The 15,317-nt window shown below is 55.5% G+C and carries 13 protein-coding genes; 11 read left to right on the top strand and 2 right to left on the bottom strand.

Annotated elements, in window-relative coordinates; all coding sequences use genetic code 11:
- Positions 1-65 precede the first annotated feature (65 nt).
- The 5 genes from HHJ17_RS03405 to HHJ17_RS03425 all read left to right on the top strand — a co-directional run bounded on the left by HHJ17_RS03405 (position 66) and on the right by HHJ17_RS03425 (position 7,596).
- Positions 66-2,933 (top strand): 2-oxoglutarate dehydrogenase E1 component, encoded by a 2,868-nt coding sequence (locus tag HHJ17_RS03405; protein ID WP_296498399.1) that lies wholly within the window; start codon positions 66-68, stop codon positions 2,931-2,933.
- 77 nt (positions 2,934-3,010) lie between these two features.
- Positions 3,011-4,270: a 2-oxoglutarate dehydrogenase complex dihydrolipoyllysine-residue succinyltransferase gene (gene odhB / locus HHJ17_RS03410; protein WP_296498402.1), complete on the top strand. Its 1,260-nt coding sequence runs from the start codon at positions 3,011-3,013 to the stop codon at positions 4,268-4,270.
- A gap of 89 nt (positions 4,271-4,359) precedes the next feature.
- On the top strand, positions 4,360-5,787 hold the full coding sequence (lpdA, locus tag HHJ17_RS03415; protein WP_296498404.1) for a dihydrolipoyl dehydrogenase: 1,428 nt from the start codon (positions 4,360-4,362) through the stop codon (positions 5,785-5,787).
- 85 nt (positions 5,788-5,872) lie between these two features.
- A complete protein-coding gene (zapE, locus tag HHJ17_RS03420) occupies positions 5,873-6,970 on the top strand; it encodes a cell division protein ZapE (protein ID WP_296498405.1) in 1,098 nt (365 codons plus the stop codon).
- Positions 6,967-7,596, top strand: coding sequence for a hypothetical protein (locus tag HHJ17_RS03425; RefSeq protein ID WP_296498408.1), 630 nt, complete (start codon positions 6,967-6,969; stop codon positions 7,594-7,596). Before zapE ends, HHJ17_RS03425 begins: the two co-directional genes overlap by 4 nt.
- Positions 7,597-7,621: 25 nt before the next feature.
- Here the strand turns inward: HHJ17_RS03425 and HHJ17_RS03430 are convergent, their stop codons facing one another.
- A complete protein-coding gene (locus HHJ17_RS03430) occupies positions 7,622-8,383 on the bottom strand; it encodes a protein phosphatase 2C domain-containing protein (RefSeq protein ID WP_296498410.1) in 762 nt (253 codons plus the stop codon).
- 114 nt (positions 8,384-8,497) lie between these two features.
- On the opposite strand from HHJ17_RS03430, the gene HHJ17_RS03435 reads away from it, so the two are divergent.
- Both HHJ17_RS03435 and HHJ17_RS03440 read left to right on the top strand, forming a co-directional pair.
- Positions 8,498-8,701, top strand: coding sequence for a YdcH family protein (locus HHJ17_RS03435; RefSeq protein ID WP_296498613.1), 204 nt, complete (start codon positions 8,498-8,500; stop codon positions 8,699-8,701).
- A gap of 3 nt (positions 8,702-8,704) precedes the next feature.
- Positions 8,705-10,714 (top strand): ATP-dependent DNA helicase, encoded by a 2,010-nt coding sequence (locus HHJ17_RS03440; RefSeq protein WP_296498412.1) that lies wholly within the window; start codon positions 8,705-8,707, stop codon positions 10,712-10,714.
- Here the strand turns inward: HHJ17_RS03440 and HHJ17_RS03445 are convergent.
- A complete protein-coding gene (locus HHJ17_RS03445) occupies positions 10,677-11,486 on the bottom strand; it encodes an outer membrane protein assembly factor BamD (protein WP_296498414.1) in 810 nt (269 codons plus the stop codon). The genes HHJ17_RS03440 and HHJ17_RS03445 overlap by 38 nt on opposite strands.
- Before the next feature lie 74 nt (positions 11,487-11,560).
- On the opposite strand from HHJ17_RS03445, the gene HHJ17_RS03450 reads away from it, so the two are divergent.
- The 4 genes from HHJ17_RS03450 to ndk all read left to right on the top strand — a co-directional run bounded on the left by HHJ17_RS03450 (position 11,561) and on the right by ndk (position 15,312).
- Entirely contained in the window at positions 11,561-12,514 is a 954-nt protein-coding gene (locus HHJ17_RS03450; RefSeq protein ID WP_296498616.1) for an RluA family pseudouridine synthase, read from the top strand.
- A 126-nt stretch (positions 12,515-12,640) separates the two neighbouring features.
- A complete protein-coding gene (gene scpB / locus HHJ17_RS03455) occupies positions 12,641-13,333 on the top strand; it encodes an SMC-Scp complex subunit ScpB (protein WP_296498417.1) in 693 nt (230 codons plus the stop codon).
- Positions 13,330-14,733 carry a pseudouridine synthase gene (locus HHJ17_RS03460; protein WP_296498420.1) on the top strand — a complete coding sequence of 468 codons (1,404 nt, stop codon included), beginning with the start codon at positions 13,330-13,332 and terminating at the stop codon, positions 14,731-14,733. The genes scpB and HHJ17_RS03460 overlap by 4 nt, the downstream gene beginning before the upstream one ends.
- A gap of 153 nt (positions 14,734-14,886) precedes the next feature.
- On the top strand, positions 14,887-15,312 hold the full coding sequence (ndk, locus tag HHJ17_RS03465; protein ID WP_296498422.1) for a nucleoside-diphosphate kinase: 426 nt from the start codon (positions 14,887-14,889) through the stop codon (positions 15,310-15,312).
- Positions 15,313-15,317: the final 5 nt, after the last annotated feature.

Here is a 15,317-nt window from a genome sequence, read left to right on the forward strand (position 1 = left end):
AGGTTAATCAACAAACAGCTTTAACCAGCTAATGTTTCCTTCAGGGAAACGAAGGTCAGCGGAAAATGAGTGAGACAAACTCGGTTTTTAAAGCCTATCAGGCCAACACCTATCTTTTTGGTGGCAACGCACCGTATGTCGAAGAGATGTACGAAAACTACCTCGCCAATCCGGCGAGCGTGACAGACTCCTGGCGAGATTATTTCGATGCCTTGCAGCATGTGCCTGCCGTCGATGGCAGCAATGCCAAAGACGTTCCGCACCAGCCTGTCATCAATGCCTTTGCCGAGCGCGCCAAACGCGGCGGCACCAAAGTGGTGGTGGCAAACGTCGATGTGGAGATGGGACGCAAGCGCACTGCTGTTCAGCAGTTGATTGCGGCTTACCGTAATGTTGGCCAACGCTGGGCCGACCTCGATCCTCTCAAACGCACCGAACGCGCGAATATTCCTGAGCTTGATCCCTCTTTCTATGGTTTCGGCGACGCTGACCAGGAAACTGTTTTCAATACCAGCAACACCTTCTTCGGCAAAGAGACCATGTCTTTGCGCGAGCTGATGAATGCCCTGCGTGAGACTTACTGCGGCACCATTGGCGCCGAGTACATGTACACCAGCGACCAGAATCAAAAGCGCTGGTGGCAACAAAAGTTGGAGAGTATTCGCAGCAAACCCAGCTTCAACGGCGAGAAGAAGAAACATATTCTCGATCGTCTGACCGCTGCGGAAGGCTTGGAGCGCTTCCTGCATACCAAGTACGTGGGGCAAAAGCGCTTTTCCCTTGAAGGGGGCGAGAGTTTCATTGCCTCCATGGACGAGCTGATTCAATCGGCCGGTGCCAAAGGCGTGCAAGAAATCGTGATCGGCATGGCCCACCGCGGTCGTCTGAACGTATTGGTTAACACGCTGGGCAAGATGCCTAGCGACCTGTTTGCTGAGTTTGACCATACGGCACCTGAAGATTTGCCAAGTGGCGACGTGAAATACCACCAAGGCTTCAGCTCTGATGTGTCCACCGCTGGTGGCCCCGTGCATTTGAGCCTGGCGTTTAATCCGTCTCATCTTGAAATTGTGAACCCGGTGGTGGAAGGCTCCGTGCGCGCACGCATGGATCGCCGCGCTGACCCCTTGGGCAAGCAAGTTTTACCGGTGTTGGTGCATGGTGACTCCGCTTTTGGCGGTCAAGGCGTGAATCAGGAAACTCTGGCTCTGGCGCAGACGCGTGGTTACACCACGGGCGGCACGGTTCACATCATCATTAACAACCAGATCGGTTTCACCACCTCCGATCCGCGCGACATGCGCTCCTCGGTGTATTGCACCGACATCGTCAAGATGGTTGAGGCGCCGGTGTTGCACATCAACGGGGACGATCCTGAAGCCGTGGTGCTGGCAACGCAATTGGCGCTCGAATTCCGCATGGAGTTCCGTCAAGACGTGGTGCTGGACATCACCTGCTTCCGCAAGTTGGGCCACAACGAGCAAGATACCCCCGCGCTGACACAGCCGCTGATGTACAAAAAGATTGCTGCTCATCCCGGTACCCGCAAGATGTACGCCGACAAGTTGGCCGCGCAGGGCTTGGGCGAGACCTTGGGTGACGACATGCTGAAGGCCTACCGCGCAGCAATGGACTCGGGTAAGCACCCGATCGATCCGGTGCTGAGCAACTTCAAGAGCAAGTACGCGGTGGATTGGGCGCCATTCCTTGGCAATAAATGGACCGATGCGGGCGATACCGCCATTCCCATGTCCGAGTGGAAGCGCCTGGCTGAAAAAATCACCACCATTCCCGAGAGCGTGACACCGCACCAACTGGTTCGCAAGGTCTATGACGACCGTGCCGCCATGGGGCGGGGCGATGTTCCGGTGGACTGGGGCATGGGCGAGCACATGGCTCTCGCTTCCCTGGTGGCCAGCGGCTACCCGGTTCGTTTGTCGGGCGAAGACTCTGGTCGCGGCACCTTCACACACCGTCACGCGGTCATTCATGACCAAAAGCGTGAAAAGTGGGATACGGGCACCTACGTGCCCTTGCAAAATGTGGCAGAAGCACAAGCCCCGTTCGTCGTCATCGACTCCATCCTGTCGGAGGAGGCGGTGCTTGGCTTTGAGTACGGCTACGCCTCCACTGATCCGAACACCATGGTGATCTGGGAAGCCCAGTTCGGCGACTTCGCCAACGGCGCTCAAGTGGTGATTGACCAGTTCATCGCTTCGGGTGAAGTGAAGTGGGGTCGCGTTAATGGCATCACGATGATGTTGCCGCACGGTTATGAAGGCCAAGGCCCTGAGCACAGCTCGGCGCGTCTGGAGCGCTTCATGCAGTTGTCGGCCGACACCAACATGCAGATCGTGCAGCCCACCACGGCCAGCCAGATCTTCCACGTGTTGCGCCGCCAGATGGTGCGCAATCTGCGCAAGCCGCTCATCATCTTTACGCCCAAGTCACTGTTGCGTAACAAGGATGCCGCGTCTCCGTTGTCGGAGTTCACCAAAGGCTGCTTCCAGACCGTGATCCCCGAGAGCAAGGCGCTCAAGGCGGACAAGGTCAAGCGCGTGGTGGCCTGCTCTGGCAAAGTCTATTACGACCTGGTTAAAAAGCGTGAAGAAAAAGGTGCGGATGACGTCGCGATTCTGCGTGTCGAACAGCTGTACCCTTTTCCGCACAAAGCGTTTGCCACTGAGCTCAAAAAATACCCGAATGCGACTGACCTCGTTTGGTGTCAGGATGAGCCACAAAACCAGGGTGCCTGGTTCTTTGTCCAGCATTACATCCATGAAAACATGGTGGAAGGCCAAAAACTGGGTTACTCAGGGCGCGCGGCTTCTGCCTCTCCAGCCGTGGGTTATTCGCACCTGCACCAAGAGCAGCAAAAAGCGCTGGTTGAAGGTGCGTTTGCCAAGCTCAAAGGCTTTGTGCTGACCAAATAAGCTTCTTTTAAATCAGTTGGGGGCAGATTAAGCGTCTGCCCCGCAGACTTTGAAAAAACAAACACCGAAAGATTGATATGGCTATCGTAGAAGTTAAAGTTCCTCAGTTGTCAGAATCCGTGGCCGAAGCCACTTTGTTGCAATGGAAGAAAAAAGTCGGTGACGCGATTGCGATCGACGAAATTCTGATTGAAGTCGAAACTGACAAGGTCGTGATGGAAGTTCCCGCACCCGCAGCGGGTGTGTTGGTTGAGTTGGTGGTTGGCGACGGCGCCACCGTGGCTGCCGAGCAGTTGATTGCCCGCATTGACACGGAAGGCAAAGCTGGCGCGGTGACTACCGCCGCTGCTGTTGCAGCCCCTGCCGTCGCGGCAACTTCGGTGGCAGCTACACCTGCCACCGGTAACTCCATGGCGGGCGTGGCCATGCCTGCGGCTGCCAAATTGATGGCCGACAACCAACTCGCTGCTGGTTCTGTTGCCGGCACGGGCAAAGATGGCCGCGTGACCAAGGGTGATGTACTGGGTGCCGTGGCCGCTGGTTCTGCTCCTAAAGTTGCAGCGGTTGCCGCAATGCCTGCCAAGGCTGCCGTTGCTTCGTTGCCTCAAGTGGCGATCTCGGTGGCGTCCCTGGGGGACCGTCCTGAGCAGCGTGTGCCGATGAGCCGACTGCGTGCCCGCGTGGCCGAGCGTCTGCTGCAATCACAGTCCACCAATGCCATTCTGACCACTTTCAATGAAGTCAACATGGGCCCCCTGATGGAAATGCGCAAGCGCTTCCAGGACAAGTTCGAGAAAGAGCACGGCATCAAGATTGGCTTCATGAGCTTCTTCGTCAAGGCTGCAGTTCACGCCCTCAAGAAGTTTCCGGTGCTCAATGCTTCGGTGGACGGTACCGACATTGTTTATCACGGCTACTTTGACATCGGTATTGCCGTGGGTTCGCCCCGCGGTTTGGTGGTGCCCATCCTGCGCAATGCCGACCAGATGAGCTTTGCTGATATCGAGAAGAAGATTGCTGAATACGGTGCCAAAGCGCGTGATGGCAAGATGAGCCTGGAAGAAATGACCGGCGGTACCTTCTCCATCTCCAATGGTGGTACGTTCGGCTCCATGATGTCCACCCCCATCATCAACCCACCCCAGTCGGCTATTTTGGGCGTGCATGCGACCAAAGACCGTGCCATGGTGGTCAACGGGCAAGTGGTGGTGCAACCCATCAACTACCTCGCCATGAGCTACGACCACCGCATCATCGACGGCCGCGAAGCCGTGCTGGGCCTGGTGGCGATGAAGGAAGCGCTGGAAGACCCAGCTCGCTTGTTGTTCGAAATCTAAGTAGCACGCCTGACAGACCCACCCATGTGGACGGACACCAAGTCCCTCCCGTCGGTGGGTTTTTCTACAACAAAATTTAAGGAATTCTCATGAGCAAACAATTCGACGTGATCGTTATCGGCGGTGGTCCTGGCGGCTATATCGCAGCCATTCGTGCGGCGCAACTGGGTATGAACGTCGCCTGTGTCGACGAATGGAAAAACGCCAAAGGCGGCCCGGCTCTGGGTGGCACCTGCACCAATGTGGGCTGCATTCCCTCCAAGGCGCTGCTGCAGTCGTCGGAACACTTTGACCACGCCAATCATCACTTTACCGATCATGGTATTTCGGCTACGGGTGTGAGCATGGATGTGGCCAAAATGGTGGCGCGCAAAGACTCCGTGGTCAAGCAGAACAACGACGGCATTCAGTACCTGCTCAAGAAAAACAAGGTTGCCTTTTTTCACGGTCGTGCCTCCTTCGTGAAAGTGGTCGAGGGCGGTTACGAGCTCAAGGTGGCCGGTGCCGCTGAAGAAAGCATTGTTGGCAAGCAGATCATTGTGGCAACCGGCTCCAATGCACGGGCTCTGCCGGGCACGCCGTTTGACGAAGAAACCATTCTCTCCAACGACGGCGCATTGCGCATTGGTGCGTTGCCGAAACGACTGGGCCTGATTGGTTCCGGCGTCATCGGACTTGAGATGGGGTCAGTCTGGCGTCGTCTGGGTTCTGACGTCACCATTCTGGAGGGCCTGCCCACATTCTTGGGCGCGGTGGACGAGCAAATCGCCAAGGAAGCGCATAAAGCCTTCGTCAAGCAGGGACTCAAAGTCGAACTCGGCGTCAAAGTCGGCGAGATCAAGACGGGCAAGAAGGGCGTGAGCGTGGCCTGGACCAATGCCAAGGGTGAAGCCCAGACGCTGGAAGTTGACAAGCTGATCGTGTCGATTGGCCGCACACCCAACACCATCGGCCTGAACGCCGAAGCGGTGGGCTTGGCGCTTGATGAGCGTGGTGCGATTGTGGTGGACGAGCAGTGTCGTTCCAACTTGCCTGGTGTGTGGGCGGTGGGCGACGTGGTGCGTGGCCCGATGCTGGCGCACAAGGCCGAAGAAGAGGGCGTTGCCGTGGCTGAGCGCATTGCCGGTCAACATGGTCATGTCAATTTCAACACCATCCCCTGGGTGATTTACACCAGCCCCGAGATTGCCTGGGTCGGTCGCACCGAGCAACAGCTCAAGGCCGATGGCGTGGCTTACAAGGCCGGCACTTTCCCGTTCCTGGCCAATGGCCGTGCCCGGGCGCTGGGCGACACGACCGGCATGGTGAAAATGCTGGCCGATGCCACAACGGACGAAATTCTGGGCGTTCACATTGTCGGCCCCATGGCCAGCGAATTGATCGCCGAGTGCGTGGTGGCCATGGAATTCCGGGCCAGCAGTGAAGACCTCGCCCGCATCTGCCATGCGCATCCGTCCTTGAGTGAAGCCACCAAGGAAGCCGCGTTGGCGGTGGACAAGCGCACGCTGAACTTCTGATCTGGTTATTGATGAAAGTAGCTGTTAGCCCCCGTGCAGTCTGTGCAAGCAGCTATTTAATTGATAGCATTTCAAGGTTTTCTCTGTGAGCGTCAAAAAAGCCTATCAAGCCGAACTCGTCGCCCGGGGCTATACCGCGGATCCTGCGCAGTTGCGTGCCGTGGATGCCTTGGAGCGTTGTGCCCACGAGTGGGCGAGGTTCAAGGAAAAGCGCTCCAACACCCTCAAAAAGCTGATTAATCGGCCCGACATTCCACGCGGCGTCTATATGTACGGTGGGGTCGGGCGCGGTAAAAGCTTCTTGATGGATTGCTTTTTTGGCGCGGTCCCGTTGAGGCGCAAAACCCGGCTCCACTTTCATGAATTCATGCGTGAAGTTCATCGGGAACTGGCGGGACTGCAGGGAACCGTCAATCCCCTTGATGTGTTGGCCAAGCGGATTGCCAAAAAATACCGTCTGATTTGTTTTGACGAATTTCATATCGCCGACATCACGGACGCCATGATTCTTCATCGCTTGTTGGCGGCCTTGTTCGACAACGGTGTGGGATTCGTCACCACCTCCAATTTCAAGCCGCAAGACCTTTATCCCAACGGCTTGCACCGCGACCGCATTCTGCCCGCGATTGCCCTGCTCAACGAGCATCTGGAGGTCGTTAATGTCGATAACGGAACGGACTATCGTCGTCGCACCTTGGAGCAACTGAAGCTGTATCTCACGCCTCTCGGTGCCGAGGCCGACGCGGCCATGCGTGACGCATTTGACCGTTTGGCAGAAACGCAGGATGAAGATCCGGTTCTGCATATTGAGGCCCGGGAGATTCAGGCCCGCCGCAAAGCGGGTGGCTTGGTGTGGTTTGACTTTAAGACCCTCTGCGGCGGGCCACGATCACAAAATGATTATCTTGAAATTGCGACGCAATTCCATACGGTTTTGTTAAGTGATGTCCCGCATATGCCGGTGCGCATGGCCTCCGAAGCGCGCCGTTTTACCTGGCTGGTGGATGTCCTTTACGACCGTCGTGTCAAACTGATCATGTCAGCCGCCGTGCCGCCTGAAGGTTTGTACACCGAAGGTCCACTGGCCCATGAGTTTCCCCGGACGGTTTCCCGTTTGAATGAAATGCAATCCAGTGAGTTTTTAGCCTTGGAGCGTCGTGTTGTTGACACGCGGTTGACATGAAAAAATCCGTTTCTATTTTTGCATTGCTTCTCCTGGCGGTCGGCGCCTTTTCACAGCCCAAAGATACCGGTACCGACGCTTTGCAGCCGCTGGATATCGAGGGGGATCGAAATCGCATTCAGTCTGAACGGGCACGCATCGAGGTGCGTTACCAGCCGGACGTGGCCGCGTGTTATGCCCGTTTTGCCGTAACCGATTGCTTGCGCAAAGTTCGGGTGCGTCAGCGCGAAGCGCTTGACACGCTTCGTCGTCAGGAAATTGCGATCAACGATGCAGAGCGCAAACGAAAAGGGCTGGAGCAGCTGGAACGGATCAAGGAAAAATCTTCAGCCCAGCGGCTGGAGGAACAGGCTGCAAGCCGGGTCGAAGCCCAAAAGGCGCAGCAGGAACGCGAAGAACGTGCAAGTCAGAAAGCTTCTGCTGCCGGCGCTGTAAAGCCCGACCAGCCAGCTGGTGCGCGCGAGAAAAAGTCCGCTGAGCAGACCCGTACGGCGGATGATATTGCCAAAGAACAGCAGCAATTTAACGACAAACTGCGGCAAGCACAGGAGCGTCGAGAGAGTCGGGAAAAAATTAATAAAGAGAAAGCCGGTACAGGGTCAAAACCATTGCCCGTAGCGCCCTGAGCGCAACGTCAGGTCGTTGTGGAAATCACGAGCCCAGCGGTTCCAGTTTGACCACCACGAGGGACAGATTGTCTCCGCTGCCGTGACCGCGGGATCTGGCTTTTTCTATCAAAAATTCGGAGGCTTCACGGGCTGACAGATTGGAGAGAACGGAGCCAATTTCCGCCGTATTGAAGTAATGCCAGACGCCATCGCTGCAGGCCATCAGGATGTCGCCGGCACGCAGCTTGGGTATGAAGTGCGTCCCGACCGGCGGGTCGCTTTCCGTTCCCAGGCAGCCCATCAGAATATTGGACTGCGGATGCACGCTCGCCTGTTCCTCGGTGATCTCCCCACGGTCGACCAATGTCTGAACGTAGGAGTGATCCATGGTTCGCTTGATAAATTTGCTGCCGTGATAGTGATAAATCCGTGAGTCACCTGCGTGTGCCCAGTAGCAATCACCGCCCGGATTGATCAAAAATGCCGCCACCGTGCTGTGCGGCTCTTCTTCCGATGAAATGGCGGTTAGTTTGATTACCGTGTGGGCCTCCTGCACCAGTTGCATCAATGCCGCCGCTGCGTCATCGGTCTCGGGTGAGTAGCGCTCAAACAGTTGCTTGGCAGTCATCATGACCTGATCCGAGGCTTTGCGCCCGCCACTACGACCACCCATGCCATCTGCCAGCACGGCCAGCACGCAGCCACTGACGCGTGAATGGCTCAGGAAAATGACCTGATCTTGTTGGTAGTCACGGTCACCTTTGTGGATGCCCGTTGATGCGGTGAGTCGGTAACCTTTGGTCATGATGAACTGCTTTGAAGCGAAGACCCCAATAAATGCGTTTGAACGTCGTATTATCGAGCCATCTTATGACGCAATCCAGACCGCTAATTTTGGGTGTTTACCCTCGCTGATATTTTGGACTCCAACCTGCACTCTCCCGAACGCCGACTGATTGAACTGCGCATTGAGCACGGGGACTTGGACGCCATGATAGACCGTGCCAGTGATCAGAATCCGCTGGACGAGCTTCTGATGCGACGTTTGAAGAAGAGGCGATTGGGCTTGCGCGATGATATTGCGCGAATTGAGCGGCTATTGACACCTGATCTGCCTGCCTGATCAATGAGTTTTCAAGACCTTGTTGGCGATACCTTCGCGCCGGGTGGTTTGTTGTCGCGTACGGTGGAAGAGTTCACCCCCAGGGCTGGGCAAACAGAAATGGCAATCGCCATTGCACGGACCATCGACGAGGGCGGGGCGCTTGTCGTTGAGGCAGGGACTGGCACGGGAAAAACCTTTTCGTATCTGGTCCCGGCTTTGTTAAGTGGTAAACGTGTCCTGCTTTCTACCGCAACCAAAACTTTGCAGGATCAGTTGTTTGGTCGTGACCTTCCGCGGCTGATCAAGGCTTTGGGTCTGCCGGTACGAACCGCTCTGTTGAAAGGCCGCGGTAGTTATTTGTGTCTTCATCGTTTGGCGGAGGCGCGACAAAACGCAACTCTTCCTGATCGTGTGGCCGTGCGGGCTTTGGCCAAAATTGAGGAATGGGCTCAAGTCACCCGGACGGGTGATCTGGCCGAGTTGCCAGGACTTGATGAGCGTTCGCCGGTGATTCCCGTGGTCACGTCCTCCCGGGACAATTGTCTGGGGTCGCAGTGCCCCCAATTCCAAAGTTGTCATGTCAACCTGGCCAGACGCGAGGCGCTGGCGGCCGATGTTGTTGTCATTAATCATCATTTGTTTTTTGCTGATTTGGCCGTTCGCGAATCGGGTATGGCTGAGTTGCTCCCTTCTGTGCGCACGGTTATCTTTGATGAAGCGCATCAACTCAATGAAACGGGTGTGCAGTTCCTGGGTCAGCAATTGAGTACCGGGCAGCTCTTGGACTTTGCACGCGATATGTTGATGCAAGGCCTGTTGCATGCACGCGGACTGGTTGATTGGCAGACACTGGCGTCGGATGCCGAACACGCTGCGCGTGATTTGCGAATGCTCGTAGGCAAGACCTCAAGTGCCAAACTGCGTTGGACAGAGGTGGTCCCGGAACAGGTCAGTGCTGCTGACTGGACGGCGGCGCTGAATACGCTTCTGGCCGCATGTACTCGTTCCAGGGTAGCGCTTGATACCGTCAGTGAAATCGCGCCTGACCTGGTCCGTTTGAGCGAGCGTGTCAGCGTATTGATTGATCGCCTTGAAATTTTTTCAGGCGCTTGTGCGCTGGATTCGATGCGCTGGTTGGATGTTGGCGTACAACTCAGACTGGTTGAGTCGCCCCTTGATATTGCGGACACGATCCGTACGCGACTCATCAAGCCCTCGGAAGAGGATGAGACACCACGGTCGTGGATCTTTACTTCCGCAACCTTGGGGAATGACGCCCAGCTTAAGTGGTTTACCGAGCCCTGCGGACTTGGCGATGCTGAGATTCTAAAAGTGGGCAGTCCGTTTGACTATTCGACACAAGCGGCGGTGTATGTCCCACGACATTTACCGAAGCCGAGTGATCCCGGTCACAGTGCGCAGGTGGCCGAGTTTGTTGCCAAAAGCGCTGCGGTAATTGGCGGCCGAACCTTGGTCCTGACTACGACTCTGCGTGCTTTGCAAGCCATCAGTGAGGCATTGCAACGACATTTCATAGACTCAAAGACCATTGAAATTCTGGTGCAGGGTCAACAGCCCAAACGCGAGCTCATCGAACGATTTCGCCTGGGTGAGCAGGACGGTCGAGCCGGTTGTATCCTGGTGGCGTCCGCCTCGTTTTGGGAAGGAGTGGATGTCCCCGGAGACGCCTTGCAACTGGTGGTCATTGACAAGCTTCCATTTCCGCCGCCAAACGACCCACTGGTGGAGGCGCGATCCAAACGCCTGGAGGCTGCTGGGCGCAGCGTGTTCAACAGCTACTTTATTCCTGAAGCAGCGCTTGCCCTCAAGCAAGGCGCTGGTCGATTGATTCGGCGCGAATCCGATCAGGGGGTTCTGGTGGTGTGTGATACACGATTGGTTCTCATGGGCTATGGCCGACGACTGCTGGCCGCCTTGCCGCCCATGCGAAAGATCAACTCGGAAGATGAGTTGATCGAGGCGCTCAATGCACTTACCAGACCTTCCACCACGGATCCGATTTGGCTTTGAACCCGCGCGTCAGGTACTCAGTCTGGGGGTAAGTCTTTTCGAGCACCCGTTTCGCATCGTCTCGCAACTGCGTCATACCCAGCGCGTCATAGGACTTGACGATGATGAACAGCGCTTCTTCAAGGGCCGGCATGCCTTGGTAGTCGGACACAACGACTTGAGCCCTGTTGATGGCTGCCACATAGGCGCCTCTGCCAAAGTAATATCGAGCCACATGCACCTCGTACTGGGCCAGTGAATTGACAATGTAATTCATCCGCAGCTTGGCGTCGGGTGCATAGCGTGAATCCGGGAACCGGGTAACCAATTCCTTGAAGGATTCAAAAGACTCTTTGGCTGCCTTCTGATCCCGTTCAGACAAATCTTGACGGGTAACTGCAGAGAACATGCCCAAGTCGTCATTGAAGTTAATGATCCCCTTCAGGTACAAAGCGTAATCAAGTGCGGGACTGGCCGGGTGCAACTTCAGGAATCGATCGAGTGTGGCAATGGCTTGCGCCGCTTCCCCCGCCTTGTATTGTGCGTAAGCTTTGTCGAGTTGGGCTTGTTGCGCCAACGGGGTTCCGGCTGCCCGACCTTCCAGCTTTTCAAAAAGCGTTACGGCCTTGTCATACCCACCTGCATTCAATTCATCTTTGGCTTCTGCGTAAATCTTGTTGGGACTCCATGAGGCAGTCTTGTCCTCGGGAGTGGTTGAACACCCTGCCAGCAGCAGCAATGCTGCACCTGTTAGCGACCAGGCGTAGACAACCGATAATTTGGCTTGAAGCATGAGGGACATCTTTCTTGAAAAATACCAAATTGATTATATCGAGCGGGCTTGAAGCCGAAGATCCAGAAGACCGGGTGGATACTGGACCGGATGTCGAACTCCGTCACTTGGTTTTTGGCGAGGCCCAACATGGGCTGCGTCTTGACCAAGCGCTGGTTGAGTTGGTTCCAGAGTTCTCGCGCAGTTATTTACAGCAATTGATTGATTTGGAGGGTGTCTCAATCAATGAGAAAGTGGTCCGAAAACCGTCTACGCGTGTCAAGGCGGCTGACCGTGGGATCATTGAACTACGACCGACACCTCAAAGCCAGGCGTTCAAGCCCGAAGCTATGTCGCTGGAGATTGTGTATGAGGATGAGCACTTGCTCATCATTAATAAGCCGGCCGGTCTGGTGGTTCATCCTGCGCCTGGCAACTGGAGTGGCACTTTATTAAATGGGTTGCTGGCGCATGACATCAAGGCCATGAATTTACCGCGCGCCGGCATTGTTCATCGATTGGATAAAGATACCAGTGGTTTGATGGTGGTAGCCCGGACGCGCCCCGTGATGGATGCTTTAATCCGTTTAATCGCCGCGCGAGAAGTAAGTCGTCAGTACGTGGCGCTGGCCCATCGGCCCTGGGTTGGGGCGGCTACCCGCGAAATCAATGCGCCCATGGGGCGGGATCCACGTAATCGGCTACGGATGGCGGTGGTTGACCTGGAGAAGAACTCAGGGAAGTTGGCTAGAACAGATGTGAGTTTGCTACAAAATTGTGACCTGGGTTGCTTGGTTCGATGCACCCTGCATACGGGTCGAACCCATCAAATTCGCGTTCACATGGCTTCCATTGGCCATCCATTGGTGGCCGACGAACTCTATGGCGGTGCGGCAGCGGCAGGCATGCATCGACAAGCTCTGCATGCGTTTCGTCTCGCTTTTTCACATCCGGTAACGCAAGAATCGATGGTTTTCCAGGCTCCTTTGGCCGAAGATTTGACTCTGGCCTTGAGTCAGTGGGGTCTAAGTTACAATCCTATTCAATAGTATAAAAAACTAACGCCGCGGCTGTTCGCCGTGGTCCAGCGCTGCAGATTCATCAATTTGCATGCTGCTCTCCAGCGCACACGCTGACTTTTCACCTTGAGGGTGTTTTCCCGGAATCGCAACACCATGAATACGGCGGATGCCAAGCGCGTACTAGAGACTGCCTTGATTTGCTCGCAGCAACCTCTGCAGGTGCGCGATATGCGTGCACTGTTTGACGATGGACTGGGTTTGGATACGCTTAAAGTGCTGTTGCAGGAGCTTCAGCAGGATTGGTCGCAACGCGGGGTGGAGTTGGTCAGCGTCGCCACAGGATGGCGTTTTCAAAGTCGACCAGAAATGAGGGAATTTCTTGATCGTTTGCATCCTGAAAAACCGCCGCGTTACACCCGTGCCACCTTGGAAACCTTGGCCATCATTGCCTACCGGCAACCGGTAACACGTGGTGATATAGAAGACATACGGGGTGTGACGGTCAACTCTCTTTTGATCAAACAATTGGAAGATCGGGGTTGGATTGAAGTTATTGGGCATCGGGAGGCCATCGGGCGGCCGGCTCTTTTTGCAACGACCAAGCATTTTCTGGACGATTTGGGTCTTGAGTCTCTTGATCAGTTGCCATTGTTGGATACGCCCGAGCAGCGGACCAGCGCCATGGAGGCGCTCGGTGCCGGCGAGCCAGACTCGCAGGTGGAGCTGGATATTTCGTCCGCTATTGCCCCGCCTTCGAATGACGATGGCGTTGCAGCACAAACGGTCATAACTGGCGACACCGGTTCTGACAAAGATTTATTTTTCTTGATGGGGACTCAACCATGACCATAAACAATCCAGACGCTGCGGCCCAGTTGGCCGCGGATTCTTCTAGCCAGCCGGAAAAGCCGGTCGTTGAGGGGCGTGACGTGGTGACGGCAGAGTCCTTAACTGCTGTGGACTCAAGCTCTCAGGCTACACCGCCGCTCTCAGTTGCAGTCGAAAAGACGCAACAACCTATGGAACCTGATTCGGAAAATCGTTTTGATGACGTTGTATCCGGTCAGTTCGATGAGGATGAGGAAAGCGTCGACCTGGCACCAGTTAAACGCGTGCTGGCGCCGATGGCTGAAACTCCCAAGTTGCACAAAGTCCTTGCGCAGGCTGGCATGGGATCGCGACTGGAGATGGAACAGTTGATCATGGAGGGCCGTATCACGGTCAATAATGAACCTGCGCATATTGGTCAACGTGTCCAGTTTGGCGATCACGTCAAAGTGAATGGCAAGCCAATCAGGTTCCGGATTGACGCGCCACCCGCGCGGGTCATTGCTTATCACAAGCCTGTCGGTGAGGTTGTGACGCACGATGATCCGCAGAACCGTCCTACGGTGTTTCGCCGGCTTCCCAAGTTGTTTCAGGGGAAGTGGCAGTCGGTGGGGCGGCTGGATCTCAACACCGAAGGCTTGCTGCTGTTTACCAGTTCTGGGGAATTGGCAAACAACCTGATGCATCCTCGGTTCGGCTTGGAGCGTGAGTACGCGGTGCGCGTGCTCGGGGCTTTGAACAAGGAAGAAAAACAAAAATTGCTGGATGGCGTCAAGCTGGATGACGGTGTAGCCCAATTTGGTTCTATCGAGGCCGGTGGGGGTGAGGGCTCCAATTGTTGGTACCGAGTCACGATTTCCGAGGGCCGCAACCGGGAGGTTCGCCGCATGTTTGAGGCTGTCGGACATGCCGTCAGTCGGTTAATCAGAATCCGGTATGGTGCGATGGTGTTGCCACGTGGTCTCAAGCGCGGGGCATGGATGGAACTGGATGAAGGCGATATCAAGTCCTTGATGCAGGCCGCTGGAACTCGTAATTCCAGGGAGCAGGGCGATGAGACGGTTCAGGGTAGTGCGGACGGTCCCCTGCGCGGCGGCTCCAATCAAGATCCGGGTGGTCGCAATCGACGTCGCGGCGTCCGTGGCAGTGGACCGCGCAGCTCTGGAAGCGGTCAGCGCAATGCACCCAGTGGCCCCAAACCCAGGGATCAGAATTTTTCCTCGGGCTCAGGTCAAGGGCGTAAAAATCAGACGGAGCCAGGTGATCGGCAAGCTGGAGCGGGTCAGCCAGATCCGTTGAAAACAGCTTTTGGCTATATCGGAGCCGACAGTTTCACCCGTCAGCGGCAGGATCAGGGGCAGCAGCGCGGTGGCGGCGGTTCGGGTGGTGGTCAGCGTCGAGGTGGACGGGGGCGTTAATGTTCGTTTCGATCCACGTTTGAGAATTGACGCGGATGGGTTTTCATATGACGCTGTATTTGTCATTACGGATAAATTGCTGAAGTGACCGGGTTAAAATCGAACGCTTTGCCCAGTGGGTGAATATTTAAATATCAAGTTCAGGAAAAAATCATGACTATCGAACGTACTCTCTCCATCATCAAGCCTGATGCGGTTGCCAAAAACGTAATTGGCCAAATTTATGCTCGTTTTGAGGCTGCTGGCCTGAAAATTGTCGCCTCCAAAATGGTTCGTTTGTCGCGTGGTGAGGCTGAAGCTTTTTACGCCGCTCACAAAGAGCGCTCTTTCTTCAAGGACCTGGTTGATTTCATGGTCTCCGGCCCAGTCATGATTCAGGCGCTCGAAGGTGAGAATGCTGTGTTGAAAAATCGTGACCTCATGGGTGCGACTGATCCTAAAAAAGCAGCAGCTGGCACCATTCGTGCTGACTTTGCTGACAGCATTGATGCCAACGCTGTTCACGGTTCCGATGCTGTTGATGCTGCCGCCGTGGAAGTTGCCTTCTTCTTCCCTGGTATGAACATTTATTCACGATAAGTTAA

It is taken from the genome of Rhodoferax sp., assembly GCF_012927445.1.
Taxonomy (GTDB): domain Bacteria; phylum Pseudomonadota; class Gammaproteobacteria; order Burkholderiales; family Burkholderiaceae_C; genus Rhodoferax.

Bases quoted from the DNA above. Each gene is read 5' to 3' on its own strand.
- HHJ17_RS03405 (WP_296498399.1), top strand. From the start codon at position 66: ATGAGTGAGACAAACTCGGTTTTTAAAGCCTATCAGGCCAACACCTAT.
- odhB (WP_296498402.1), top strand. From the start codon at position 3,011: ATGGCTATCGTAGAAGTTAAAGTTCCTCAGTTGTCAGAATCCGTGGCC.
- HHJ17_RS03425 (WP_296498408.1), top strand. From the start codon at position 6,967: ATGAAAAAATCCGTTTCTATTTTTGCATTGCTTCTCCTGGCGGTCGGC.
- HHJ17_RS03430 (WP_296498410.1), bottom strand. From the start codon at position 8,383: ATGACCAAAGGTTACCGACTCACCGCATCAACGGGCATCCACAAAGGT.
- lpdA (WP_296498404.1), top strand. From the start codon at position 4,360: ATGAGCAAACAATTCGACGTGATCGTTATCGGCGGTGGTCCTGGCGGC.
- HHJ17_RS03440 (WP_296498412.1), top strand. From the start codon at position 8,705: ATGAGTTTTCAAGACCTTGTTGGCGATACCTTCGCGCCGGGTGGTTTG.
- ndk (WP_296498422.1), top strand. From the start codon at position 14,887: ATGACTATCGAACGTACTCTCTCCATCATCAAGCCTGATGCGGTTGCC.
- scpB (WP_296498417.1), top strand. From the start codon at position 12,641: ATGAATACGGCGGATGCCAAGCGCGTACTAGAGACTGCCTTGATTTGC.
- HHJ17_RS03445 (WP_296498414.1), bottom strand. From the start codon at position 11,486: ATGCTTCAAGCCAAATTATCGGTTGTCTACGCCTGGTCGCTAACAGGT.
- HHJ17_RS03460 (WP_296498420.1), top strand. From the start codon at position 13,330: ATGACCATAAACAATCCAGACGCTGCGGCCCAGTTGGCCGCGGATTCT.